The sequence below is a fragment of the Microbacterium sp. H6 genome (assembly GCF_003314775.1).
Taxonomy (GTDB): Bacteria; Actinomycetota; Actinomycetes; order Actinomycetales; family Microbacteriaceae; genus Microbacterium; species Microbacterium oxydans.
The window spans coordinates 13,389-38,676 of the sequence record NZ_QOAY01000192.1 but is presented as its reverse complement, the minus strand read 5'-3'; the positions used below and the strand labels follow the sequence as shown (position 1 = coordinate 38,676).

The 25,288-nt window shown below is 68.4% G+C and carries 22 protein-coding genes; 11 read left to right on the top strand and 11 right to left on the bottom strand.

The features are described 5' to 3' along the window. The coding region (locus DSP71_RS12750) for a S9 family peptidase (RefSeq protein WP_258546427.1) at positions 1–1,084 on the bottom strand (1,084 nt) is incomplete at its 3' end. 25 nt (positions 1,085–1,109) lie between these two features. Between DSP71_RS12750 and DSP71_RS12745 the strand changes: the two genes are divergently transcribed. The 5 genes from DSP71_RS12745 to DSP71_RS12725 all read left to right on the top strand — a co-directional run bounded on the left by DSP71_RS12745 (position 1,110) and on the right by DSP71_RS12725 (position 6,956). Continuing rightward, entirely contained in the window at positions 1,110–1,691 is a 582-nt protein-coding gene (locus DSP71_RS12745) for a DUF3000 domain-containing protein (RefSeq protein WP_113681271.1), read from the top strand. Further along, entirely contained in the window at positions 1,684–2,877 is a 1,194-nt protein-coding gene (locus DSP71_RS12740) for an HRDC domain-containing protein (protein ID WP_061018750.1), read from the top strand. Before DSP71_RS12745 ends, DSP71_RS12740 begins: the two co-directional genes overlap by 8 nt. A gap of 72 nt (positions 2,878–2,949) precedes the next feature. Further along, on the top strand, positions 2,950–4,155 hold the full coding sequence (locus DSP71_RS12735; protein WP_046747202.1) for a thiolase family protein: 1,206 nt from the start codon (positions 2,950–2,952) through the stop codon (positions 4,153–4,155). A gap of 8 nt (positions 4,156–4,163) precedes the next feature. Next, positions 4,164–6,308, top strand: coding sequence for a 3-hydroxyacyl-CoA dehydrogenase NAD-binding domain-containing protein (locus DSP71_RS12730; protein ID WP_058631785.1), 2,145 nt, complete (start codon positions 4,164–4,166; stop codon positions 6,306–6,308). A gap of 96 nt (positions 6,309–6,404) precedes the next feature. Continuing rightward, a complete protein-coding gene (locus tag DSP71_RS12725) occupies positions 6,405–6,956 on the top strand; it encodes a hypothetical protein (protein WP_113681270.1) in 552 nt (183 codons plus the stop codon). Here the strand turns inward: DSP71_RS12725 and DSP71_RS12720 are convergent. From DSP71_RS12720 to DSP71_RS12710, 3 genes are read right to left on the bottom strand one after another with little or no spacing between them, the layout of a single operon-like run. Then, positions 6,941–8,572, bottom strand: a complete 1,632-nt coding sequence (locus DSP71_RS12720) for a GMC family oxidoreductase (protein WP_113681269.1) — start codon at positions 8,570–8,572, stop codon at positions 6,941–6,943. The genes DSP71_RS12725 and DSP71_RS12720 overlap by 16 nt on opposite strands. Continuing rightward, positions 8,565–9,470, bottom strand: coding sequence for a YegS/Rv2252/BmrU family lipid kinase (locus tag DSP71_RS12715; RefSeq protein ID WP_113681268.1), 906 nt, complete (start codon positions 9,468–9,470; stop codon positions 8,565–8,567). Before DSP71_RS12715 ends, DSP71_RS12720 begins: the two co-directional genes overlap by 8 nt. Before the next feature lies 1 nt (position 9,471). Then, positions 9,472–11,094 carry an FAD-binding oxidoreductase gene (locus DSP71_RS12710; RefSeq protein WP_257022013.1) on the bottom strand — a complete coding sequence of 541 codons (1,623 nt, stop codon included), beginning with the start codon at positions 11,092–11,094 and terminating at the stop codon, positions 9,472–9,474. Between the two features lie 20 nt (positions 11,095–11,114). Between DSP71_RS12710 and DSP71_RS12705 the strand changes: the two genes are divergently transcribed. From DSP71_RS12705 to DSP71_RS12695, 3 genes are all read left to right on the top strand, one after another. Then, positions 11,115–11,693: a TetR/AcrR family transcriptional regulator gene (locus tag DSP71_RS12705; protein ID WP_052748652.1), complete on the top strand. Its 579-nt coding sequence runs from the start codon at positions 11,115–11,117 to the stop codon at positions 11,691–11,693. Continuing rightward, on the top strand, positions 11,690–13,144 hold the full coding sequence (locus tag DSP71_RS12700) for a glycerol-3-phosphate dehydrogenase/oxidase (protein ID WP_046747207.1): 1,455 nt from the start codon (positions 11,690–11,692) through the stop codon (positions 13,142–13,144). Before DSP71_RS12705 ends, DSP71_RS12700 begins: the two co-directional genes overlap by 4 nt. Positions 13,145–13,285: 141 nt before the next feature. Continuing rightward, positions 13,286–13,981, top strand: coding sequence for an SPFH domain-containing protein (locus DSP71_RS12695; protein WP_113681267.1), 696 nt, complete (start codon positions 13,286–13,288; stop codon positions 13,979–13,981). A gap of 64 nt (positions 13,982–14,045) precedes the next feature. On the opposite strand, the gene dxs is transcribed toward DSP71_RS12695, so the two are convergent. The 5 genes from dxs to dut all read right to left on the bottom strand — a co-directional run bounded on the left by dxs (position 14,046) and on the right by dut (position 20,933). Further along, positions 14,046–15,986 (bottom strand): 1-deoxy-D-xylulose-5-phosphate synthase, encoded by a 1,941-nt coding sequence (gene dxs / locus DSP71_RS12690; protein WP_046747209.1) that lies wholly within the window; start codon positions 15,984–15,986, stop codon positions 14,046–14,048. 171 nt (positions 15,987–16,157) lie between these two features. Next, positions 16,158–18,995 carry an aconitate hydratase gene (locus DSP71_RS12685; RefSeq protein ID WP_113681266.1) on the bottom strand — a complete coding sequence of 946 codons (2,838 nt, stop codon included), beginning with the start codon at positions 18,993–18,995 and terminating at the stop codon, positions 16,158–16,160. Positions 18,996–19,148: 153 nt separating this feature from the next. Next, positions 19,149–19,883 (bottom strand): DUF3159 domain-containing protein, encoded by a 735-nt coding sequence (locus DSP71_RS12680; protein ID WP_058631761.1) that lies wholly within the window; start codon positions 19,881–19,883, stop codon positions 19,149–19,151. Then, positions 19,880–20,467: a DUF3710 domain-containing protein gene (locus DSP71_RS12675; RefSeq protein WP_045264797.1), complete on the bottom strand. Its 588-nt coding sequence runs from the start codon at positions 20,465–20,467 to the stop codon at positions 19,880–19,882. The genes DSP71_RS12680 and DSP71_RS12675 overlap by 4 nt, the downstream gene beginning before the upstream one ends. Continuing rightward, entirely contained in the window at positions 20,460–20,933 is a 474-nt protein-coding gene (dut, locus tag DSP71_RS12670; protein WP_046747212.1) for a dUTP diphosphatase, read from the bottom strand. The genes DSP71_RS12675 and dut overlap by 8 nt, the downstream gene beginning before the upstream one ends. A gap of 12 nt (positions 20,934–20,945) precedes the next feature. On the opposite strand from dut, the gene DSP71_RS12665 reads away from it, so the two are divergent. After that, positions 20,946–21,410, top strand: coding sequence for a DUF3093 domain-containing protein (locus DSP71_RS12665; protein WP_046747213.1), 465 nt, complete (start codon positions 20,946–20,948; stop codon positions 21,408–21,410). Positions 21,411–21,483: 73 nt separating this feature from the next. Here DSP71_RS12665 and DSP71_RS12660 read toward each other — a convergent pair whose 3' ends face one another. Next, entirely contained in the window at positions 21,484–21,777 is a 294-nt protein-coding gene (locus DSP71_RS12660) for a DUF4193 domain-containing protein (protein ID WP_046747247.1), read from the bottom strand. Between the two features lie 198 nt (positions 21,778–21,975). Here DSP71_RS12660 and sepH point away from each other — a divergent pair, with 198 nt between their 5' ends. After that, entirely contained in the window at positions 21,976–23,022 is a 1,047-nt protein-coding gene (gene sepH / locus DSP71_RS12655; protein WP_058631763.1) for a septation protein SepH, read from the top strand. A 47-nt stretch (positions 23,023–23,069) separates the two neighbouring features. Here the strand turns inward: sepH and DSP71_RS12650 are convergent, their stop codons facing one another. Beyond that, entirely contained in the window at positions 23,070–24,191 is a 1,122-nt protein-coding gene (locus DSP71_RS12650; RefSeq protein ID WP_218867369.1) for an alkaline phosphatase family protein, read from the bottom strand. 44 nt (positions 24,192–24,235) lie between these two features. Here DSP71_RS12650 and DSP71_RS23785 point away from each other — a divergent pair. Further along, on the top strand, positions 24,236–25,288 hold a 1,053-nt coding region (locus tag DSP71_RS23785), incomplete at its 3' end, for a DNA gyrase subunit A (protein WP_309472621.1).

The following is a 25,288-nucleotide window of genomic DNA, read 5'->3' as shown; positions in this document are numbered from 1 at the left end:
AGTTCCACAGCTTCGTGTGACGGGCGACCGTGAACTTCGGCATCGTCACGAGGTCGGGGCGCGCATTCTGAAGGGCATGGGACGAATCCGCGGGCACGAAGCCGTCGTCGTCGCTGTGCAGGATCAGGATCGGTGCGGTCAGTTCGTCCGCTCGGGCGACCATGTCCAGGCGATCGAAGTGGATCGGCTCGTCTGCGCCGCTGAGGCGCGCGGTGAGAGGCATCTGCAGCGCCCCCATGGCCAGCTCGGGCAAGGGCGGCCGCACCCCGGCAAGCTTCGCCTGGAACCGCAGCACCGTGCGCCAGTCGACGACAGGGGACTCGAGGATGATCCCCGCGATGCGGTCTCTGTGACCCGAACTCACCGCGGCCTGCAGCGAGACCGCTCCCCCCATCGACCAGCCCATCAGGATGACCCGCTCTGCTCCGTGTCGGAGTGCGTACGCGATGGCGGCATCGACGTCACGCCACTCCGATGCCCCGAGCGCATACGCACCGGCCCTGGTGCGGGGAGCCTCACCATCGTTGCGGTAGGACACCACCAGGGTCGGAAGGCCCGCCGCGTGCATGACCGGCACGGCGCGCAGGCACTCCGCCCGTGTCGCTCCTCGGCCGTGCACCTGGATCACCCAGGTCGACGACGACCCGGGGAAGTACCAGGCCGGACACGGGCCGGCGGGAGAGCCGATCAGAAGGTTCTCCCACTGCAGGTGCAGCTCGCTCGGAGTGGAGTAGTAGTAGCCGCTGAATGCCGCAGCACGATCCACGCGCGCACCGGGTTCGATCTGCGTGAGCAGCTTGCGTCGAACGGTCGTGGCGTCTGCGCTGAGCACCGCACCGAGCTTGACGTAGCCGTATGTCCCTGTCGTGAACAGGCCGTAGCGCCCGGGGAGCTCGGTGTCGGGAGTGCGCTGCAGTTCGATGGTCTGCGCACCGGTGTCGACCGCGAGGATCTGTGTATCGGTGGGTCGGCGCATCGGGGTGACGACCCGTCGGGCGACCGCGAACACGACGAGAGCGAACGCTGCCCCGAAGGCGAACAGCGCGGGGACAAGGAGCGTAACGGCGTGCCTGAGACTCTTCATCGCTTCCTGACTCTAGCCTGTTGCCGTGACCGCACACCCCGAGGCCGGGACGCCTTTCGAGAGCGCCGTGGCCGAACTGCGCGAGACCGAGTTCCGCGATGACATCACGGTACGCGAGATCGCCACGCCACAGGGTCTCGCACCCTTCGCCATCGCCCTCGGCGCCGACGTGCGCCCGGAGAGCGACGGCGAGTCGGTGTACGGCACGGGCCGCTTCGTCCTGCTGCACGATCCGGACGAGCCGGGCGCTTGGGGCGGCTCGTGGCGCATCGTGATCTTCGCGCAGGCTCCACTGGAGACCGAGATCGGCACCGATCCCCTGCTCGCCGACGTGACCTGGTCGTGGCTGGTCGACGCGCTCGATTCGCGGGATGCGGTCTACCACTCGGAATCGGGGACGTCGACGAAGACGCTGTCGAAGGGATTCGGCGGGCTCGCCATCGAAGGCGACGGCGCGCAGATAGAATTGCGTGCGTCCTGGACTCCGGAGGGCCCGTTCCGACCGCACGTCGAAGCATGGGCCGAGCTGGTCGGAATGCTGGCGGGACTTCCGCCCGGCTCCGAGGGCATCGCCGTGATCGGCGCGCGAAAGGCTGTACGTGACTGAATACTCCGTGATCTCGGATGCTGAGGAGTTCCGCGCGGCTTGCGCCGTACTCGCTGCGGGCACCGGCCCCGTGGCCGTCGACGTGGAACGCGCGTCCGGCTTCCGTTACTCGCAACGCGCCTATCTGGTGCAGGTGTTCCGACGCGAAGCCGGGGTCTTCCTGTTCGACCCGCCGGCCATCGGCGATTTCGCTCCTCTCCAGGAGGCGATCGGCGACGTCGAGTGGGTTCTGCATGCCGCGAGCCAGGACCTGCCCTCGCTGCGGGAGCTGCGCCTCGAGCCTCCGGTGATCTTCGACACCGAACTCGCGTCCCGTCTGCTCGGGCACGAGCGGGTCGGACTCGGCGCCGTCGTCGAGGACACGCTGGGCATCACGCTGAAGAAGGAGCACTCGGCGGCCGACTGGTCGACGCGTCCGCTCCCCGACTCCTGGCTCGAGTACGCCGCGCTCGACGTGCTGCATCTGATCGATGTCCGCGACGTTCTCGTGCTCGAACTGGAGGAGCAGAACAAGACGGAGTATGCCGCCCAGGAGTTCGCCGCCACTCTGGCCCGCGCGCCCAAGCCGCCGAGGGAAGACCCCTGGCGCCGGCTCAGTGGCCTGCACCAGGTCCGCGGGGCTCGTAACCTCGCGGTCGCACGTTCGCTCTGGCAGGCCCGCGAAGCGTATGCACAGGACCAGGATGTCTCCCCCGGCCGGCTCGTTCCCGACCGGTCACTCGTCGCCGCAGTGATGGCCAACCCGCCGTCGAAGCAGGCCCTCGCCGGTATCAAGGAGTTCCAGGGCCGCGCGAGCCGCACGCAGCTCGACAGGTGGTGGCAGGCGATCGTCGATGGGCGGGCATCGGAAGAGCTCCCGCGCGAACGGGTCCCGAGCGATACGCTTCCTCCCCCGCGCGCATGGGCCGATCGCAACCCCGAAGCGGATGCGCGGCTCAAGGCCGCGCGCCCTGTCGTGGAAGCCATCGCCGAGGAGTTGGGGATGCCGACCGAGAACCTCCTCACCCCGGAATACCTCCGCCGCGTGGCGTGGGATCTCCCCGGTGAGACGGCGGAGGAGATCGGGGATGCGCTGGCAGCACTCGGAGCCCGCCCCTGGCAGATTGAACAGACCGCACAGAAGATCGCGGCCGCCTTTGTAGAGGCGGCGCAAACGCCCGACAGCACCTCCGCACCCGCTTCGTAGGTTCGAACCAACCGATTCCTCCCTGTTTCCCGGGCTTCATAGACTGAGGCCACGCACTAACTTGGAGGCAGAGTGGCCGAGATCTCGGACGTCTTCTTCGTCGATGGAGTACGCACCCCTTTCGGGCGCGCCGGCGAAAAGGGCATGTACTGGAACACCCGCGCGGATGACCTCGCCGTCAAGGCGACCATCGGCTTGATGGAGCGCAACGCCTCCGTCCCGGCCGACCGCATCGATGACGTCGCCATCGCGGCGACGAGCCAGACCGGCGACCAGGGGCTGACGCTCGGGCGCTCGGTGGCGATCCTCGCGGGCCTTCCGCAGACGGTGCCCGGCCTCGCGGTCGAGCGCATGTGCGCCGGCGCGATGACCAGCGTCACCACGATGGGCGCATCGATCGGTGTCGGCATGTACGACTTCGCCCTCGCCGGCGGCGTCGAGCACATGGGGCACCACCCGATCGGCGGGAACGCCGACCCGAACCCGCGGTTCGTGGCAGAGAAGATGGTCGACCCCGGCGCGCTCAACATGGGCGTCACGGCTGAGCGCATCTTCGACCGCTTCCCGCACCTCACCAAGGAGCGCTCCGACCGCTTCGGCATGTTGAGCCAGCACAAGGTGCAGGCGGCATACGACGCGGGCAAGATCCAGCCCGACCTCGTGTCCGTCGCGATCAAGGGTGCCGACGGCGCCTGGGGCCTCGCCACCGAGGACGAAGGTCGACGCCCGCAGACCACCATGGAAGACCTCGCCGCGCTGAAGACGCCGTTCCGCCCGCACGGACGCGTCACCGCAGGCACCTCCTCCCCTCTCACCGACGGCGCGACGATGTCGCTGCTCGCCGGTGGTGGTGCGGTCAAGGAGTTCGGACTGGCGCCGAAGATGCGGATGGTCTCGTTCGCGTTCGCCGGGGTCCAGCCCGAGATCATGGGCATCGGCCCGATCCCGTCGACCGAGAAAGCCCTCAAGAAAGCCGGTCTCACGATCGACGACATCGGTCTCTTCGAGCTCAACGAGGCCTTCGCCATCCAGGTGATCTCCCTGCTCGACCACTTCGGGATCGCCGACGACGATCCGCGTGTCAACCAGTGGGGCGGCGCCATCGCCCTCGGGCACCCGCTCGCCGCGTCCGGTGTGCGCCTCATGATCCAGCTCGCGGCGCAGTTCGCCGAGCGTCCCGATGTCCGCTACGGCCTCACCGCCATGTGCGTGGGTCTCGGCCAGGGCGGTTCGGTCATCTGGGAGAACCCGCACTACGACGGCAAGAAGAAGAAGTGAGCGCGAACGTGACCGACTACGACGACATCGACTTCTCCCCCATCCAGGCGCTCACCGAGGGCGAGGTCATCACACAGTCACCGGTGCGCGACATCCGCCTCGCCTCCGGCAAGGTGCTGGCACTGATCACGCTCGACAACGGTCGCGATCACACCCGCCCGAACACGCTCGGACCCGCGACGCTCACCCAGCTGGGCGAGACCCTCGACGGCCTCAAGGCCAGGGCAGCGGCCGGCGAGATCCAGGCGGTCGGCATCACCGGCAAGCAGTACATCATGGCGGCCGGCGCCGATCTCTCGGACATCAGCAAGGTCGGGTCCCGGGACAACGCACGCCTCATCGCGCAGCTGGGCCACAAGGTGCTCGGCAAGCTCGGCGACCTCGGCGTGCCGTCCTTCGCGTTCGTGAACGGACTCGCGCTCGGCGGCGGACTGGAGATCGCTCTGAACTCCACATACCGCACGGTCGACGCCTCGGCGGCGGCAGTGGCGCTTCCCGAGGTCTTCCTCGGCATCATCCCCGGCTGGGGTGGCGCCTACCTGCTGCCGAACCTCATCGGCATCGAGAACGCGCTCGAGGTGGTCATCTCGAACCCGCTCAAGCAGAACCGCATGCTGAAGCCGCAGCAGGCGTTCGACCTCGGGATCTTCGACGCGATCTTCCCCGCGGCGAACTACCTCGAGAACTCGCTCTCCTGGGCGGATGCGGTACTCGGCGGCACGAAGGTCGAGCGCAAGAACGAGCCCGGCAAGCTCGAGCGCCTCACCAAGTGGCCGATCGCGATCAAGATGGCGCGCGGCATGCTGGAGTCGAAGATCGGCACCGTGCCGAAGTCGCCGTACGCCGCCCTTGAGCTGCTCGACAAGGCGAAGAGCGGCACGAAGGCGGAGGGCTTCGCCCGCGAGGACGAGGCGCTGGCGGAACTCGTGACCGGGGACCAGTTCGCCGCGTCGATGTACGCGTTCGACCTGGTGCAGAAGCGTGCGAAGCGTCCGGTCGGTGCGCCCGACAAGCAGCTCGCGAAGAAGGTCACCAAGGTCGGCATCATCGGTGCCGGTCTCATGGCCAGCCAGTTCGCACTGCTGTTCGTGCGCAAGCTCCAGGTGCCTGTGCTCATCACCGACCTGGATCAGGCACGTGTCGACAAGGGCGTCGCCTACATCCACGAGGAGATCGGCAAGCTCGAGGCCAAGGGACGTCTCGACTCCGACAGCGCGAACAAGCTGCGTGCGCTGGTCACCGGCACGACCGACAAGAGCCTCTACGCGGACTGCGACTTCGTCATCGAGGCGGTGTTCGAGGAGGTCGGCGTCAAGCAGCAGGTGTTCGGCGAGATCGAGAAGATCATCGCCGAGGACGCGATCCTCGCGACCAACACCTCCTCCCTGTCGGTCGAGGAGATCGGGTCGAAGCTCGCGCACCCGGAGCGTCTGGTCGGCTTCCACTTCTTCAACCCGGTCGCGGTCATGCCGCTGATCGAGATCGTGAAGACCCCGGTGACCGCCGACGCCGCGCTGTCGACGGCCTTCGTGGTCGCGAAGAACCTGGGGAAGAACGCGGTGCTCACCGCCGACGCCCCGGGCTTCGTCGTGAACCGGCTGCTCGCGAAGGTCATGGGCGAAGCCGCACGTGCCGTCTACGAGGGCACGCCGATCGCCGAGGTCGAGAAGGCCTTCGGACCCCTCGGCCTCCCGATGGGCCCGTTCCAGCTGATCGACCTGGTCGGCTGGAAGGTCGCCGCCCACGTGCAGGACACGATGGTGCATGCGTTCCCCGACCGGTTCTACGCCAACGAGAACTTCCACGCGCTCGCCGAGCTCGACACGGTCGTGGAGAAGGACAAGGGCGGACGCGTCGTCGGCTGGAGCAAGCAGGCGGAGAAGGTCCTGAAGCCGGCGGTGGGCAAGACACCGGCCACGGCCGCGACCATCCTCCAGCGCGTGCAGGACGGTCTGGCGCAGGAGATCAAGCTCATGCTCGACGAGGGCGTCGTCCCTGAGGTCGAGGACATCGATCTGTGCCTGATCCTCGGCGCCGGTTGGCCTTTCATCGACGGCGGCGCCTCACCGTACCTCGACCGCGAAGGTGCATCCGAGCGGGCCTTCGGCGGCTCCTTCCACACCCCGCAGATCCGCGGCGTCGAAAGCCGCTGATCGCCGGACGCCATCACCGAAGCGCCTCACCGGATTCCCAGCGAATCCGGTGAGGCGCTTTGTCGTCCGGCGCTCGGCAAGCCCTACCCTGGATCGATGAGCCCTCGCCCGTCTCCGCGCACCACCGAGCAGCCGATGGCCTTCAGCCGACGCGAGTTCTGGCGCGGCGCCGTTGCGACCTGGATCACCTTCAACGCTCTGTTCCTCCTGGTGACGACCGTCGTCCTCGCCATCATGTCGCGCTCCCTGCAGACCGTCTTCTCGATCCTCATCCTGGTGGCATGGTTCCAGCTCCTCTTCGTCGTGGCCACCTCCGCTCTGGCGACCGTCATCGGCAGCGGGGCCGCCTTCGTGCTGGGCCGGCTTCTGCGGACCACGGCGGGCATGCGGCAACACCTCATCGCCTTTGCAGGACTCGGTCTCGTGGTCGGAGGCGTCGTCATCGCGGTCGTCGGGACCTGGCCCGCGAACATGACCGGAGAATTCGGGTCCTTGTTGACGAACATCACCGAGCCGTACATCGCACTTCCCCTGCTGGGGATGAGCGCCGTCAGCGTCGCCCACGGCTGGTACTGGACAGCGTCACGGGCGCTGTCCGAAGACCCTGCACCACAGAGCCCTGTCGCCGAGGCTCAGCTCGCCGGCTGAACCGGGCGTGCGTCGTCTTCGCCGCGACGAGGCCAGTACGACAGCGCCCGCTCCGCCAGTGCGGTGATCGTCAGCGAGGGATTCACCCCGGGATTCGCGGGCACGGCGGCGCCGTCGACGACGTGCAGGCCGGGGTGCCCCCAGACCCGGTGATACCCGTCGATGACACCGTCCGTACGTGACGCCGAGATGACGGCACCGCCGAGGAAGTGCGCGGTGAGGGGGATGCCGAACACCTCAGGCCAGGATCCACGTGCAGCGGCTGGGACCCCGCTGTCCACCTCGACCCGCGCGGCGATCGCCGCCGCCGCCGCATGGGCCTGGGGCAGATAGCTCGGGTTCGGCTCCCCGTGTCCCTGTGCGCTCGTCATGATGAGGCGGCCGAAGCGGCGGCGCAGGGAGAGCGTGAGCGAGTTGTCCGCTGTCTGCATGACCAGCGCGATGATACCCCGCTCGCTCCAGCGGCGGAGGCTCCCGAGACGGAACTGCCGCACCGGGGAACGGAGCATCTGGGCGACCAGACTGCGCAGTCGCACCCCTATCGGACGTCCGCCGGGGACGATCACGGTAGCGAGTGCACCCATCAGGTTCGACCCCGGCCCGTAGCGGACGTTCTCGACGTGGGTGCGGTCGTCGACGTGGAACGACGTGGTGATCGCGACGCCGCGGGCGAGCTGCAGCGAGTCCGGGACGCTCACGGCGACCGCGCCGTCGAGGGCCTCCGAGTTGGTGCGGGTGAGCCGACCTACGGCGTCCGAGACCCGCGGCAGAGCCCCGGACTCCTTCATCCGGTGCAGCAGCTGCTGCGTGCCCCAGGTGCCGGCGGCGAGCACGACCTCCCGGGCGGTCACGGTCTTCCGCACGCGGCGGACCCAGGCCCCGCTGCGCTGCGTTGTCACCGCGAATCCTCCTTCGGGGAGCTCACGCACCTCGCTCACCGTGCGGAGGGCCTCGATCGCGACTCCGTGGCGCTCCGCCAGAGCCAGGTAGTTCTTCATGAGCGTGTTCTTCGCGCCGACGCGGCAGCCCACCATGCAGTTGCCGCACAGCGTGCACCCGGTTCGATCAGGCCCCTCGCCGCCGAAGAAGGGGTCCGGCGTGCGCTCCCCCGGCTTCCCGAACCAGACCCCGACCGGTGCGTGCCGGAACGTCGAGCCGACGCCGAGATCGTCCGCGGCGCCGGCCATGATCCGCTCCACAGGGCCGGTGTGCGGGTACTGGTCGACGACGCCGAGCATCCTCTTGGCCGTCGCATAGTGCGGCGCGAGTTCGTGCTCCCACTCCGCGATGCCCTGCCACTGCGGGTCCGTGAAGAAGGCCGCGCCCGGCTGATACAGCGTGTTCGCGTAGTTGAGCGATCCGCCGCCTACCCCCGCACCGGCCAGGATCATCACATGCGGCAATCGGTGGATACGCTGCACACCGTAGCAGCCGAGCGCCGGCGCCCAGAGATAGCGACGGACGTCCCAGCTGGTCTTCGCGAAGTCGTCGTCCTCGAAGCGGCGACCCGCCTCGTAGACGCGAACTCGGTAGCCCTTCTCCGCCAGCCGCAGAGCAGCGACCGAACCTCCGAAGCCGGAACCCACGACCACGACATCCTCGTCGAACTCAGTCATCGCTCTCCTTCGGCACCATCATCGTGAGCGCGCCGGGAAGCACCGAGATGGTGCACTCATCCTCGCCGATGCGCTCGCCGTCCGCGTAGACCACGAGGCCGGGGGCCGAGACGGTCACGGACCGTGCACGCCGGTGCGCGACCTCAGCGCGCGCGAGATGCGTCCCACGCAGCAGCAGCGGGAAGAGACCCAGCAGGCGCATGCGGCCCAATGGCGCGACATGGACGATGTCGAGGAGTCCGTCGTCGGGGACGGCTCCGGCGCAGATCGGCATACCCCCTCCGTAGCTGGACGTGCTGCCGGCTGCGATCAGCGTGCCCGGCGAGCTCCTCGCCGCTTCCTCGTCTACGGCGATGCGGAATTCCATCGGCCGCAGTCGCACGAGCTCGATGAGCAGCGCGAGGTAGTAGCGAGGTGCGCCGTGCGGCCAGCGGAGCCTGTTGGTGCGGTCGCTGACCTTCGCGTCGAAGCCCAGCGCCGCGATGGTCAGGAATCTCCGACTGCCCTTCGCGGTGCGGACGACGCCGACGTCGATCGCTCGTGGCACGCCGATGAGGGCGAGCTCGGCGGCGGCCCGTGCGTCACCACGTGGGAGGCCCAGGGCTCGGGCGAGATCGTTCCCCGTGCCCGCCGGCACCAGGACGACCGGGACGGAGGCGGCGCACACCGTGTCGAGCACGCCGACCAGCGTGCCATCACCGCCCACGACCACGAGGAGACGAGGGCCGTCGGCCAGCGCGGCGACGGCGAGCCGGGCGGTGTCGGCGGCGGAGGCACCCGCGTACGTTCGCACCTCGGCACCACGCTCCCGGAGAAGTCGAACGGCTGCCTCCGCCGCTCGCCCGCCCCGCCCCTTACCGGCGAACGGATTCGCGAGCACGGCGATGTGCTCGGACACGTCAGTGCGTCCGTTCCGCGGGGATCACGGCGCCGGGGTTGAGTATGCCCGACGGATCGAGCTCCCTCTTGATGGCGGCGAGGATGCGGACCCCGGTCTCCCCGATCTCCTGACCGAGCCACGGCGCATGGTCCCGCCCGACCGCGTGGTGATGGCTGATCGTTCCCCCTGCGGTGATGATCGCATCGTTCACACGCGCTTTCACGGGCTCCCACGAACGGAGCATGTCGGTGCGCACTCCCGCGAGGACCGTGAAGTACAGCGACGCCCCGGTCGGGTAGATGTGCGAGACGTGGCACATGACGTACGACTTGGCGCCGATGTCTGCGAAGCCCTCCTTGAGCGCCGCCTCGACCGTCGAGCGCAGCGCCCGCAGGTTCGACCACGTCGTCGCGGTCTCCAATGTCTCGCAGAAGACACCGGCGTCGAGAAGTGAATCGCGCAGATAAGGTCCGTCGAACCGGGTCCTGAGCCAGTCCTCTGCCGGGCCTTCCCCCGAGGAGGTCCCGCCCGCCGCGGCGAGGTGAGCACCGGCATGAGCCCGTCGTTCCGCGATGTCCTCGCCTTCGTACACCGTGACCACGCTGGCGCCCTTGGCCAGTGCTTTGCCGATCCGCCCGACCTGGGCGAGGCTGACAGCCGTCTCCGCTTCGTCGGACAGCCGGATGACGGTCGGACCGCCGCTCAGCTGAGCGACACGACGAAGCCCCTCGGCTCCACTGGCGAAGTCCGGAAACGACCAGGCCTCGAACACCCTCGCGCGCGGGATCGGGTGGACGCGCACCCGCACCTCGGTGATCACGCCGAAGATGCCCTCGGAGCCGAGGAACACTCGAATCAGGTCGGGCCCTGCGGCAGAGCCCGGCGACCGCCCGAGCTCGATGTCGCCGGTCGGGGTGGTCACTCTGATCCCGGTCACCATCGTGTCGAAGCGCCCGTTCCCCGCAGAGTTCTGCCCCGAAGACCGAGCCGCCGCGAATCCGCCGATCGTGGCATAGCGGAAGCTCTGCGGAAAATGACCGAGCTCGAACCCGCGCGCGGAAAGCAGCGCCTCCGCCTCCGGCCCCGTCGTGCCGGCCGCGAGCACGGCCTCACCACTGGTCTCATCGAGCCGCACCATGCCGCTCAGCCGCCGCAGATCGAGGCTGACCACGGCGTGATGCGCGCCCCGTTCAGGATCGAGTGCGCCGACGACGCTCGTCCCGCCACCGAAGGGGATGACGGCGACACCTTGCGCCGCCGCGGCATCGAGACACGCACGGACCTCGTCGTGGTCGGCGGGGCGGACGACGGCGTCCGGTGCGTCCTGTCGTGCCTCGCGTCGGCGAAGCAGGTCGGGCGTCGAGCGCCCGCCCGCGTGACGGACACGGGCCTCCGGTGTGTCGTCGACGTTCTCGAGGCCGACGGCGAGGACGAACGCCGCGCGGTCTTCCGCTGTCAGACGCGACGGGCGCAGCTGCACCTCCGAGAGTTCGACGGCCGGAGCGGGCGTGCGGACGCGACCCAACAGCATCGGCAGCAGAGCACGCACCGGAAGAGGCAGCCCCTTCGCCTTGGCCGGGTCGCCCCAGCCGTTCCATCTCATCAGCGAGTCCGCATCGACCCTGCCGTTCTCTTGGCCCATGCGTTACAGTGTGACACATCATGGAAGAACGTCAACCTCTCTGGGATGCCACGCAGACGAAGATCCTCGATGCGGCCGATGCGCTGATCGAGAGGCGCGGCGTGCACGGCGTCACCGTCGCGGAGCTCGCCCGGCGCGCAGAGCTGAGTCGGCCGACGATCTACCGCAACTGGAACGACGCCGATGACGTCGTCCGTGCAGCACTGCTGCGCCGTGTGACCACCATCCTGAGCGCCTTCCCCGCGACTGCGGCCACCAGGCCCGCCCTCGTCGACGACGTGCTGCGCTTCATCGGCCTGTTCCGGAGCGACGCCCTGTATGCGAGACTGCTGGCCGACGAGCCGGAAGCGTTCACGCGATACACGCTGCAGCGCGTGGGTTCGAGCCAGCGCATGATCCTCGGGTGGCTGTCCGCAGCGATCGGAACCGCACAGCTCGACGGATCGGTGCGCGACGGTGCACCGCAGGAGATGGCCGTCATGCTGCTGCTCATCGCGCAGTCCGCGGTGCTCTCCCACGGGACCGTCTCCGATCTGATCTCGGAGGCGGCATGGGAGCGCGAACTGCGGGCCGCGCTGGACGGACTGCTGCGCCCATGATCAGGGAGCCATCCGCGCTCAATGTCGCGCGACGGAGGACGGAGCTCACGCTCGCAGCCGAGGAGCGGGTCGACGTGCTCGTGATCGGCGGCGGCATCACGGGCGTGGGAGTCGCACTCGATGCTGCCTCTCGCGGACTCACCGTGACGCTGATCGAAGCCGAGGATCTGGCTTTCGGCACCAGCAGATTCAGCTCGAAGCTCGTGCACGGCGGCCTGCGCTACCTCGCCACCGGAGACTTCGCGACCGCGCGGGAGAGCGCGCACGAACGCCATCTCCTGATGACCTCGATCGCCCCTCACCTCATCCACCCCCTCGGACAGCTCCTGCCGTTCTCGCAGACTGTCACACTCCGTCAGCGTGTCGCAGGCACCGTGGGCATGGGGCTGGGCGATGTGCTGCGGATGCGCGCACACACCCCGCGCCGGGTCCTCCCCGCCCCTGCCGTGGTCTCCGCGCGCACGGCCATGCGGTTGATGCCAGCCCTCGACCAGCGGGGCCTCCGCGGAGGAATGCTGGCCTATGACGGTCAGCTCGTCGATGATGCGCGCCTCGTCACGACGGTGGCCCGCACCGCAGCGGCCCTCGGCGCCCGCATCCTCACCAGGGTCCGTGCGCTCTCCCTGCGCGCAGATGGGGCCTCGGTCGAGGAGGCGACGACGGGCGAGCGTTTCGAGATCCGTGCACGTGCGGTCGTCAACGCGACGGGAGTGTGGGCGGGAGCACTCGATCCGTCGATCACGGTGCGACCGAGTCGAGGGACCCACATCGTGCTCGACGCCGCCGACCTCGGCGCTCCGTCGACGGCACTGACGATCCCTCACGAAGGGTCGATCAGCCGATACGTCTTCGCTCTGCCACAGGCACACGGACGACTGATCGTCGGACTCACCGACGAAGACTCACCCGGCGCGGTCCCGCGGGTCGCTCAGCCGACGGAGACCGAGATCGAGTTCCTCCTCCACAGCCTCAACCGCGTTCTCGCCACCGCGGTCCGACGCGATCAGGTTCGTGGCGCCTTCGCCGGCCTGCGGCCGCTTGTCGACAGCGGAACCGACTCGACAGCCGACATCTCCCGTCGGCACCTGGTGGCGGCATCGGAGTCGGGCTTCATCTCGGTGCTCGGCGGGAAGCTGACGACCTATCGACGCATGGCCGAGGATGCCGTCGATCTCGCCGTCACGACGCGGAGTCTGCCGTCGTCGCGACAGAGTCGCACCGCGTCGTTGCGGCTCGCGGATCGTGACGTCCCCTCATCGGACGAGCTGCTGGACGAGGCGACGGCCCTGACCGCGGCAGAGGTCGAGTACGCCGTCCGCGTGGAGGGGGCGATGACGGTCGACGATGTCCTCGACCGGCGCACGCGCATCGGACTCGTCGACGCGGATAGAGCCCGCTGTCGTCCAGTGGTCGAGTCCGTCGTGGCCCGCGCGGTCTCCGCGCTTCTCTGAGACCGGATCACGGCGCGGCCGGAGCCATCGCGTATCCGCCGCACAGCCGGGCAGGGAACGTGCGGGGAACACCGCATGAAATCACGGCGAGCAGGCCGCCCGACGACACATCGGCACTCGGCGAACCTGCACAGTGGTGACATGGACATGCTCTTCACGATGCTGGGCGGCAAGGGGATGTCGGGCCTGCTGAAGACCGGAACGGCCATCCTCACCACGCTCCTGGTGCTCCCCGCTCTCCTCAAGCTCTTCATCGTCACCGTCGACGAGGGCTGGGCGGCCATCCGAACCCGCAACGGCAAACCCATCATCCGCAACCGCCCTCAACGGCGTCCGTCCCAGCACGGTGGCGCGGTGGGCGAAGTCGTCGTGCTGGACCCGGGCTCACACGGGGCGTTCCCCCTGTTCTACTGGTACAAACTCGTCGACGTGCGGTGCCGCGCGACGGATCTGCCTGCGCGGGAGCTGAGCGGTGCGAGCGGTCATCAGCATCGCGTGCACGCCTCGTTCGAGTGGCGTCCCCTACCGACGGGGCACGATCTGCGCGTCTTCGAGTTGGATGTGGTGAACGTGAAGGAACGCGCCTCGAACATCGTCGGCGCGGCGCTGCGAGATGTGGTCCGCAGCCTCGAAGGAGCAGAGCTGCCGCACAACGACGAGATCAACACCCGGGTCATCGCGGCCAGTGCCGACGAGGTTCGCCGCGCCTGCGGCGTCGAGCTGGTGCGCGTGATGGTCACCGGCGACGCGCTCACCGACGGCTACCTGCTGTCGACCGCACTCCGAGAGGTGGATCGCGGAGCCCAGGCCGTCGCGGCACTGCATGCCCTGAACTGATCTCCCCCGGGCACCACCGCCGGTGCGGGCACGCTGCTGGAGCGGGAAAACCCTGGGACGGGTCTCAGTGCCTCTCGTGCAGGGGAAGGTCGATCGTCCCGGTCTCGCCCGCGTGACGCGCCTTGGGGATGCGGGTCCCGAGCACCTGCGAAACGATGTCCTGCGCGATCTTGGGCGCGGTGAGCCCCGCATCGGCGAGGATCTGATCGCGGGAGGCGTGATCGATGAACTCGTCGGGAAGACCCAGCTCGTCCACCGCCGTGTCGATCCCCGCCTCTCGAAGAACCTGCCGGACACGGGTGCCGATTCCTCCCACGCGGATCCCGTCTTCGATGGTGATCACGAGGCGATGGTGAGCCGAGAGCTCCACGATCGACGGCTGCACAGGGATGGCCCATCGCGGATCGATGACGGTGGCGCCGATGCCCTGCGCGCGAAGCCGGTCGGCGACATCGAGCGCCAGTTCCGCGAAGGGGCCGATGGCGACGATGAGCACGTCCTCCGTCTCGCCGCGGGCGAGTACGTCGACACCGTCGCTGAGCCGCTCGATGGCCGGGAGGTCGGCGGCGACCTCGCCCTTGGGGAAGCGGATGACCGTCGGTGCGTCCTCGACGTCGACCGCCTCTCGGAGGGCTTCGGTCAGTCGGGCGCCGTCGCGGGGCGCGGCGATGCGGATGTGCGGGACGATCTGCAGCATGGCGAGGTCCCACATGCCGTGATGGCTCGGCCCGTCGGGGCCGGTCACACCGGCGCGATCGAGGACGAAGGTGACTCCGGCGCGGTGCAGCGCCACGTCCATCAGCACCTGGTCGAAGGCACGCCCCATGAAGGTGGCGTACAGGGCGACGACGGGGTGCAGTCCCCCGTAGGCCAGTCCCGCGGCGGAAGCCACGGCATGCTGCTCGGCGATTCCCACGTCGTAGACGCGGTCGGGGAAGCGCTCGGCGAACGGCGCGAGGCCCGTCGGTCGCAGCATCGCAGCAGTCATGGCGATCACATCGTTGCGCTGCTCACCCACGGAGACCAGAGCGTCGGAGAAGACGTCGGTCCACCCACGACCGCCCGACGACAGGGTCTCCCCTGTCGTCGGATCGATCTTGCCGACGGCGTGGAACTGGTCGGCCTCGTCGTCGCGGGCCGGCTGATAGCCGCGGCCCTTCTCGGTGATCGTGTGCACGATGACGGGGGCACCGTACGACTTCGCCAGCTCCAGCGTCTCGAGCAGCGCGGGGAGGTCATGCCCGTCGACGGGGCCGAGGTACTTGATGTCGAGGTTCGAGTACAGCGCCTCGTTGTTCGTGAACCGCGAGAGGAACCCGTGGGTACCGCCGCGGACACCGCGGAACACGGCACGGCCGACGGGACCGAAAGCACGGAAGAGGCGGTCGGAGCGCTGATGCAGGTCTTTGTAGGCCGCTGCCGTACGCACCCGGTTGAGGTAGCGCGACATGCCGCCGATCGTTGGCGCGTAGGAACGTCCGTTGTCGTTGACGACGATGACCAGGTTGCGGTCATTGTCATCGGAGATGTTGTTCAACGCCTCCCAGGTCATTCCACCGGTCAGCGCGCCGTCGCCGACCACCGCGACCACATGCCTGTCGGCGCGGCCGGTCGCCGTGAGCGCCCGGGAGATACCGTCGGCCCAGCTGAGCGAGCTGGAGGCGTGCGACGACTCCACCACGTCATGGGCGCTCTCCCCGCGCTGCGGGTACCCCGCGAGTCCGCCGCGCACGCGCAGGCCGGAGAAGTCCTGGCGGCCCGTGAGCAGCTTGTGCACGTAGGACTGATGCCCGGTGTCGAAGATGAAGGGGTCGTCCGGAGACGAGAACACGCGATGCAGGGCGATCGTCAGCTCGACGACGCCGAGGTTGGGGCCCAGATGGCCACCGGTACGGGACACGTTCTCGACCAGGAACTCGCGGATCTCCGCGGCGAGTTCCGCCAGCTGCTCGGTCGAGAGGGCATCCAGATCGCGGGGTCCAGAGATGCTCGGAAGAATGGGCATCTGCGCCTCCTCACAGGCTTCGTCAAAGACGCCCGACACGGGTGCGGGCGTCGTCCTGATCCTACCGCCCCGGGCCGGGAAAGCTCCGAGGATGGAGGCCCCCTTGACACGACGGAGGGGCCCGTGTCCGAAGACACGAGCCCCTCCGTTACGCGATCAACCAGCGTGCGATCAGACGAGCGAACGCAGCACGTACTGCAGGATGCCGCCGTTGCGGTAGTAGTCAGCCTCACCGGGGGTGTCGATGCGCACGACCGCGTCGAACTCGACCGGCTGCTTGCCCTCGGGCGAGTGCTCGCTCGGGGTGGCCGTGACCTTCACCGTCTTCGGCGTGACGCCGTTGTTGAGCTCTTCCAGGCCGGAGATCGAGACGATCTCGGTCCCGTCGAGGCCCAGCGACTCCCAGCTCTCGCCGGCGGGGAACTGCAGCGGCACGACTCCCATGCCGATCAGGTTCGACCGGTGGATGCGCTCGAAGCTCTCCGTGATGACGGCCTTGACGCCGAGCAGGCTCGTGCCCTTGGCCGCCCAGTCACGCGACGAACCGGAACCGTACTCCTTGCCGCCGAAGATGACGAGCGGCGTGCCCTGCGCCTGGTAGTTCATGCTCGCGTCGTAGATGTACGACTGCGGGCCGCCCGGCTGCGTGAAGTCGCGGGTGTAGCCACCCTCGACGACCTGCCCGTCGTTCACGGCGGAGACCATGAGGTTCTTGAGACGGATGTTCGCGAACGTTCCGCGGATCATCACCTCGTGGTTTCCGCGGCGCGAGCCGAAGGAGTTGAAATCCTTGCGGTCGACGCCGTGCTCCGTCAGGTACTGGGCCGCGGGCGTCCCCGGCTTGATGTTTCCGGCCGGCGAGATGTGGTCGGTGGTCACCGAGTCGCCGAGCGTCGCCATCACGCGAGCACCTTCGATGTCCTTCACCGGGGTGAGCTCCATCGTCATGCCGTCGAAGTACGGTGCCTTGCGGACGTAGGTCGAGTTCTCGTCCCACTGGAACGTGTCGTCATCCGGCGTCGGCAGGTTGCGCCAGCGCTCGTCGCCGTCGAACACCGTGGCGTACTGCTTGATGAACTGGTCGCGCGAGATCGACGAGTCGACGATCTCCTGCACCTCGTCTGGCGTCGGCCAGATGTCCTTCAGGAAGACGTCTTCGCCGTCGCTGCCCTTGCCGAGGGCGTCGTTGTCGAAGTCGAAGTGCATCGACCCCGCCAGCGCGTAGGCGATGACCAGCGGCGGGCTGGCGAGGTAGTTCATCTTCACGTCGGGGCTGATGCGACCCTCGAAGTTGCGGTTGCCCGAGAGGACGGCCGTGACGGCGAGGTCGTGCGAGTTGATGGCCTCGGAGACCTCTTCGATCAGCGGTCCGGAGTTTCCGATGCAGATGGTGCAGCCGTAGCCGACCGTGTAGAAGCCGAGACCCTCGAGGTCCTTGTCGAGACCGGACTTCTCGTAGTAGTCGGTGACGACCTTGGAGCCGGGGCCGAGCGTGGTCTTGACCCACGGCTTCTGCTTGAGCCCCTTCTCGAGCGCCTTGCGTGCGACGAGACCGGCGGCGATCATGACCGACGGGTTCGACGTGTTGGTGCACGACGTGATGGCAGCCAGGGTGACGGCGCCGTTGTCGAGGATGTACTTCTCCCCGTCGGGTGTGGTCACGGGGACGGGCTTCGAGGCGTTGGCCGGCGCGCCGCTGTTGATGTGCACCGGACGCCTGGTGGTGGGCTCCTCCTCGCCGGGAACCGAACCGGGGTCAGATGCCGGGAAGGAGTGCTTCGACTCGAGGTCGACGACCGAGTCCGAGGTCGATGCGGTCGCGTACGCCAGGATGTCCTGCTCGAACTGCGACTTCGCCTCCGAGAGGAGGATGCGGTCCTGCGGGCGCTTCGGGCCGGCGATCGACGGCACGACGGTGCCGAGGTCGAGCTCGAGGTACTCGCTGAAGGTGGGCTCGTGCGATGCGTCGTGCCAGAGCTTCTGCTCCTTGGCGTAGGCCTCGACGAGTGCGACGGCCTCGTCGCTGCGGCCGGTCAGGCGCAGGTAGTCGAGGGTGACGTCGTCGATCGGGAAGATCGCCGCCGTGGAACCGAACTCCGGTGACATGTTGCCGATGGTGGCGCGGTTGGCCAGCGGCACGGATGCCACGCCCTCGCCGTAGAACTCGACGAACTTGCCGACGACGCCGTGCTTGCGCAGCAGGTCGGTGATCGTGAGCACGACATCGGTCGCCGTGACACCGGCGGGGATCTCACCGGAAAGCTTGAAGCCGACCACGCGAGGGATGAGCATCGACACGGGCTGACCGAGCATGGCAGCCTCGGCCTCGATGCCACCGACGCCCCAGCCGAGCACGCCCAGACCGTTGACCATCGTGGTGTGCGAGTCGGTGCCGACGCAGGTGTCGGGGTAGGCGCGGAGCACGCCGTCGACGTCGCGGTCGTAGATGACCTTCGCGAGGTGCTCGATGTTCACCTGGTGCACGATGCCGGTCCCGGGCGGGACGACCTTGAAGTCGCTGAAGGCGGTCTGGCCCCAGCGCAGGAACTGGTAGCGCTCACCGTTGCGCTCGTACTCGATCTCGACGTTGCGCTCGAGTGCGTTCTCGGAGCCGAACAGGTCGGCGATGACCGAGTGGTCGATGACCATCTCGGCCGGCGAGAGCGGATTGATCTTGTTGGCGTCGCCGCCCAGAGCCGTCACGGCCTCGCGCATGGTGGCGAGGTCGACGATGCACGGGACACCGGTGAAGTCCTGCATGACCACGCGCGCCGGCGTGAACTGGATCTCGGTGTTGGGCTCAGCCGCTGCGTCCCAGGACCCCAGCGCCTCGATCTGCGCCTTCGTCACATTCGCGCCGTCCTCGGTGCGGAGCAGGTTCTCCAGGAGGACCTTGAGACTGAAGGGGAGTTTCTCGAAACCGGGCACCGTGTCGATGCGGAAGATCTCATAGTCGGTGCTGCCGACTGTCAGGGTGCTCTTGGCACCGAAGCTGTTCACCGTGGACACGAATCCGTCTCCTTCTATTCGGATGGGAGCGACAGGCGCCTCCATCTTGCTCGCCAGTGAGCCCCTGCGGCTAGCAAGGGGGACCTAACCAGTCTGCTCCGGGAAGCGCACCGGCGAAAGCCTGCGATTTATCTTGATGTCAAGATAAATCTATCACGCCTCGGGGGCATCCTCGCGCGCAGGCTCGCGGGGGTGGAGCGCCCGTACGACCAACCAGGTCACGGCGATGAGCGGTGCGAACAACGGCAACCCCATGATGAGCTTGAGCGTCCCGAGTGCCGTGACGTCGCCGGCGAGATACAGGGGCAGCTGGACGGCGAGGCGCGCGAAGAACAGCGAGGCCCAGGCGATCCCGAGCCAGAAGTACGCACGTCGCTTGCGGCGGTCGGTGCGCCAGGTGGTGCCCTCCCCCATCAGGAATCCGACCGCGAGGCCGATCAGCGACCATCCGATCAGTGCGGAGATCAGGATGACCGATCCGTAGACCGCGTTCGTGATGAGTCCTGGCACGAAGTTGTCCGCGCCGCGTCCGGTCCACAGCGCGAGCGCCGCGGCGGCCACAGCCGCGATGAGACCGCCCAGCGCGGCGGAGGGCGGCGACTTCTGCACCAGTCGGACGAGGGTGAACACCGCTGCCAGGCCGACCGACACCCCCAACGACAGGATCAGCGGCTCCGGGCGGATGGTGAAGAGGATGACGAAAGCGAGGCTCGGCAGCACGGACTCGAGGATGCCGCGCCATCCCCCCATCGCCGTCCAGACCACCTTGTGGGTGCTGGAGCCCTCAGCGGGATCGAGACCGGCACGACGCGCGGCACCGCCGAGCGCCGCCCCGAGGATCTCGGAGGTGCTCTTCTCGCGTTCGGCGTCGGGCTCGGGAGCGCTCACGCGGAACCCGGAGTCGCCGGCATCTTGAGCGGGATCAGGTCGCGCGGGGGCATCGGCGAACCGCCGCGGACGACGACGATCGAGCGGAAGAGGTCCTCGACCTTCTCGGCGGCTTCGGGGTCAGACGCTCCTGCGCCACCGATCACACCGCGCAGGAACCAGCGCGGGCCGTCGATGCCGATGAAACGCGCGAGACGCAGCCCTGATCCCTCCGCCGCCGTGGCAGGAACCTCGGCGAGGAGCTCCTTGCCCAGTGGGCCTTCGCGCTCCTCGACGCGACCGCCCTGGGCTTTGACCTGGTCGCGGAGCTGCACTCGGGTCTCGTCCCACAGTCCGCCGGAGCGCGGCGCCGCGAACGGCTGCACCTGCAGCGAGGAGTCGGCGTAGTCCAGGCCGACCGCGACGATGCGCTTCGACTGCTCCTCGACTTCGAGGCGCAGATTCAGACCTTCGCGCGGCAGGATCTTGATGCCGCCGAGATCGATGTACGGACGGACCGGGTTCGCCTCGGAGTCATCGAAGGGCCCGTCGGTGGCACGGTTCAACGGTGCCGACTTCGAAGGGGTCTCGTTGTTGTCAGTCATTGGCTCGTCCTGCTTCGCTCTGGTGGGTCGCTGCCTGGTATCCGGTGGAGCCGAATCCACCGGCACCACGGACGCTGTCCGGCAGCACGTCGACCGGGATGAACGTGGCGCGCGTGACCGGCATGATGATCAGCTGCGCGATACGATCGCCGACCGCCACATCGTACGCGCTCTTGGTATCCGTGTTGATCAGACTCACCTTGATCTCGCCGCGATAGCCGGCGTCCACCGTTCCGGGAGAGTTCACGATCGAGATGCCGTGCTTCGCCGCCAGGCCGCTGCGCGGTACGACGAATGCCGCATACCCGTCGGGTAGGGCGATGCTCACCCCCGTCGGCACGAGAGCGCGCTCCCCCGGCTCCAGGTGCACCGCCTCGGCGGCGACGAGATCGGCTCCGGCGTCTCCCGGATGCGCATACCCGGGCAGCACTGCAGCGATAATGGGGACATCAACGGAATCGGTCACCCCATGAGGCTAATGCAGAACCCCGTCACAGACTCACGTCCCCGCTACCGCGAGAGGCTCTCGCCGAGCCTCTGGCTGCTCGTGACCGTCGCGGTCGCCGGCCCCATGGTCTCGCTTGTCTTCGTGCCGATCGGCTCGACCGTCGCGCTCGTCGTCGGTGCGGCAGTATCGGCCCTGCTCGTGTTCGGTGTCATCGCCGCCACACCGGTCGTCTCGGTCGTCGGCTCCACCCTGCATGCAGGTCGCGCGCACATCGACACGAAGCACCTCGGAGCACCCACTGCACTGACGGGCGAGGAAGCCCGTCATGCCCGCGGCCCCGGTCTCCCGGCGCGCGGGTGGCACCTGATCCGCGGCGGCATCGACGGCATCGTCGTCGTGCCGAACCTCGACCAGGACGACCCCGTGGACGCATGGACGATCTCGACGCGGACGCCCGACCGGCTCGTCGCCGCGATCCGCGCTTCCCAGACCTGACACGCTCACCCAACGACAGCGCGCCCCTGACCGAGACGGTCGGGGGCGCGTGATACGTCGCTCGAAGGACTGCTTACGCAGCACACTCCTTGCAGATGGGCCCGGATGCGCCCTCGTGGTCGAGCTGCGAGCGGTGCTTCACGAGGAAGCAGCTCATGCATGTGAACTCGTCCTGCTGCGCGGGCAGCACGACGACATCGAGCTCGAGATCGGAGAGGTCGGCACCCGGGAGGTCGAAGCTCGACGGGTTGTCGGAGTCTTCGTCCCCGCTTGAGCCGGAGTTCTTGTCCGGCACACGCTCCTTGAGGGCTTCGATCGACTCGGAGTCGTCTTCGCTCTTTCGGGGGGCGTCGTAATCGGTTGCCATGCGGTAGATCTCCACTTTCATGGTGCGAGTGGGTGGTGCGCCGTCGGGTATTCGGCGGCCATAGTTTGCACGACCGGACGACATAACGCAAATGCTCGTCCGTGCGACAGAGGAAACTCACGGCACGCCCACGCTATTCCCGTCCGCGACCCCTCACGCGTGACACCATGAACGGACACCCATCAGAGGGGCATTCGCATGGAAAACGTCACCATCGTCGGCACAGAAGCAGGAGTCCTCGTACTCGCGACCGAGTCGGGCGAGCGGTTCGCGCTGCCCATCGACGACATGCTGCAGCGCGAGATCCGCCGCGCCACCCGTCAGAGCGAGCCGACGGCCCAGAAGCTCGCTGCGAGCCCGCGCGACATCCAGGCCCAGATCCGCGCCGGGCTCACCGCGCCCGAGGTCGCGGAGCTGCTCGGCATCAGCGTCGACGACGTGGCCCGATTCGAAGGACCCGTCCTCGCCGAGCGCGAGCACGTGATCGGACAGGCCCTCGCCGTGCCCGTCCTGATCGGCAGCGAGGTCGAGCCCGACGCGCAGCCGACCTTCGGTGTGGCCGTCCGCGCCAAGCTCGCCGAGATCGAAGCCACCTCCGAACGCTGGGCGAGCTGGAAGGAGGACTCCGGTTGGACCATCAAGCTCGAGTTCACCGCCAACGAGGTCGATCACGACGCCCGCTGGAGCTTCGATCCTCGCCGCAGCGCGCTCTCACCGCTGAACGCCGACGCGACACAGCTCTCTCGGCAGGGCTCGCTCCCCGAGGGTCTCATCCCCCGCCTCCGAGCGGTCGATGCCGAGCGGACCTCGCCGTACAAGGACGAGAGTCGCTTCGACTCCGGCGCGTTCGGACCGCGGCTGGTACCCGCACCCGAAGCGGACGTGGAAGACCCCTCGCTCCCGGCCCGCTCCGACGCGGCAGCGCAGGACGCGGCGATCAAGCGCGCTCCCGCCGCGCAGACCACGAGTCCGGAGACGGCGGACCTCCTCGAGGCTCTACGCCGACGCCGCGGACAGCGGGAGACCGCGCCGCTGCTCGACGACGTGGAGGACACGGATCGATCGGACCAGAGTCCGATCGCACTGTTCGAGGCCCTGGAGCAGCCGGATGAAGAACCGGAGCCCCCGCAGCCCGCGCCGCAGAACAGCAGCTCGGACACCGGCGACTCCACGGGACGCCGCCGTCGCCGGAACGCGATGCCGTCGTGGGACGAGATCGTCTTCGGCGCACGCACCGATGAGTGAGACGCGACTGGTCTGAGCCCCACCCGCGGCGGGGATGAGGGGCTGCGTCAGCGCTCGAACGCGCCGAGCCGGATCACCGGCACCTGTCTCTCCTCCGGTGTGAGCGCGCCGTGCTGGCCCACCATCCCGCGACTGCGCTGGTCGGCCGCCGTACCGTCGTAGAGAGCCCAGGCACCGCGAGCGATCGCGAGCAGGTCGCCGACGCGCGATGCGGCGGCATCTGTGACCTTCGGTCCGAAGAGGCCGTGACGTATCGCCTCCTCGCGGGTGAGCACGTCGGCCACCCCCTCCAGGTCGGCGCGCCATCTCGACGTCACCGCCGCGCGGTCCGCGTCGGTCTCCAGGTACGCGTGCAGCATGCGCGGTTCGCCGCCGATGTGGCGAATCCCCGCGACGTGCTCCTCGGCCAGGACGACCTGACGGTTCGGCGCCACATCGACCATCCCGTGATCCGAGGTGACCACGACGCCCACGCCCGCCGGGACACGTGCAGACAGCGCCGCATCGACGTCCTCCAGCGCGGCGACCCACTCCGGGGAGGCGATGCCGTGCTTGTGACCTGCCTTGTCGACCTCCGGCAGGTAACAGTAGACGAGCGACCCCGGGTGCTCGCGAGCGAGCTCATATGCGGCTTCGACCCGCGAGGCCGCGGTCGTCGCGGGAACGAACTCGGCACCGCGCAGAGTGGCTCTGGTGAAGCCGCTGTGCGCGTACCCGGCGAACCCGACGGCGAAACTCTCGTGTCCGTCGCGGGCCGCTCGCTCGAAGATCGTCGGGGCCGACTGCCAGGTGAGCGGATCGATCCCGTCGGTCTCCCAGCCGCTGAGCTGGTTGACGAGCACATCGCGGTCGGGATCGAGCACGCGGTAACCGACGAGCCCGTGCTCCCCCGGCCATACACCCGTGACGATGCTCGTGAGCGCCGCCGCCGTGGTGGAGGGGAACACCGAGTGGGCGACGTCCTTCTTCGCCATCCCCGCGGTCAGGGAGCGCGCGTGTCCGGCATGGCCACGCAGGCTGATCGCCCCGAGCCCATCGATCACCACGAGCACGACCGAGTCCGCGCGCGGCAGAACCTCGGATTCGCCTCGGAGTGCGGCGAACAGGTCGCCCGCCACCCCGACGACACTCCGGGCGCTGGGCGCCGCGGACGGTAGCATGAAGGACATCCGAGCCAGTCTGACACAGGCTCCCGTATGCCCCCAGGAAGTCCATGCCGAAAACTCCGCCGCCCGAGCCCGTCGAGGAGCGCATCCAGGACATCGACCTCTCCAGCGAGATGCAGGGTTCGTTCCTCGAATACGCGTACTCGGTGATCTACTCGCGTGCCCTGCCCGATGCGCGCGACGGGCTGAAGCCCGTGCAGCGCCGCATCCTGTATCAGATGGCCGAGATGGGCCTGCGTCCGGACCGCGGCCACGTCAAGAGTGCGCGCGTCGTCGGCGAGGTCATGGGAAAGCTGCACCCCCACGGCGACTCGGCGATCTATGACGCGCTCGTGCGGCTCGCGCAGGAGTGGGCGCTGCGTGTGCCCCTGGTCGACGGGCACGGCAACTTCGGCTCCCTCGACGATGGGCCCGCTGCAGCCCGATACACCGAGGCACGACTCGCCGCCGCCGCGCTGGCCCTCACCGAGAACCTCGACGAGGACGTCGTCGACTTCATCCCGAACTACGACGGTCAGTTCCAGCAGCCTGCCGTGCTGCCGGCCGCCTTCCCCAACCTGCTGGTCAACGGCGCGAGTGGGATCGCCGTCGGCATGGCGACCAACATGGCGCCGCACAACCTCATCGAAGTGGTCGCGGCGGCCACTCACCTCCTCGAGAATCCGGATGCGACCACCGAGGAGCTGATGGAGTTCGTCCCCGGACCTGACTTCCCCTCCGGCGGGATCCTGATGGGACTCGACGGTGTCAAGGACGCGTACACGAACGGACGCGGCGCCCTCAAGGTGCGGGGCAAGACCTCCATCGAGCCGCTCGGCCCGCGGCGTACCGGCATCATCGTGTCCGAGCTGCCGTACATGGTGGGACCCGAGCGCCTGCTGGAGAAGATCCGGGATGCGGTGCAGTCGAAGAAGCTGCAGGGCATCAGCGACGTCACCGACCTCACCGACCGCAACCACGGACTGCGCGTCGCGATCGGCATCAAGACCGGCTTCGACCCGAACGCCGTGCTCGAGCAGCTCTACCGGTTGACTCCGCTGGAGGACTCGTTCAGCATCAACAACGTCGCCCTGGTCGATGGCCAGCCGCGCACGCTGGGC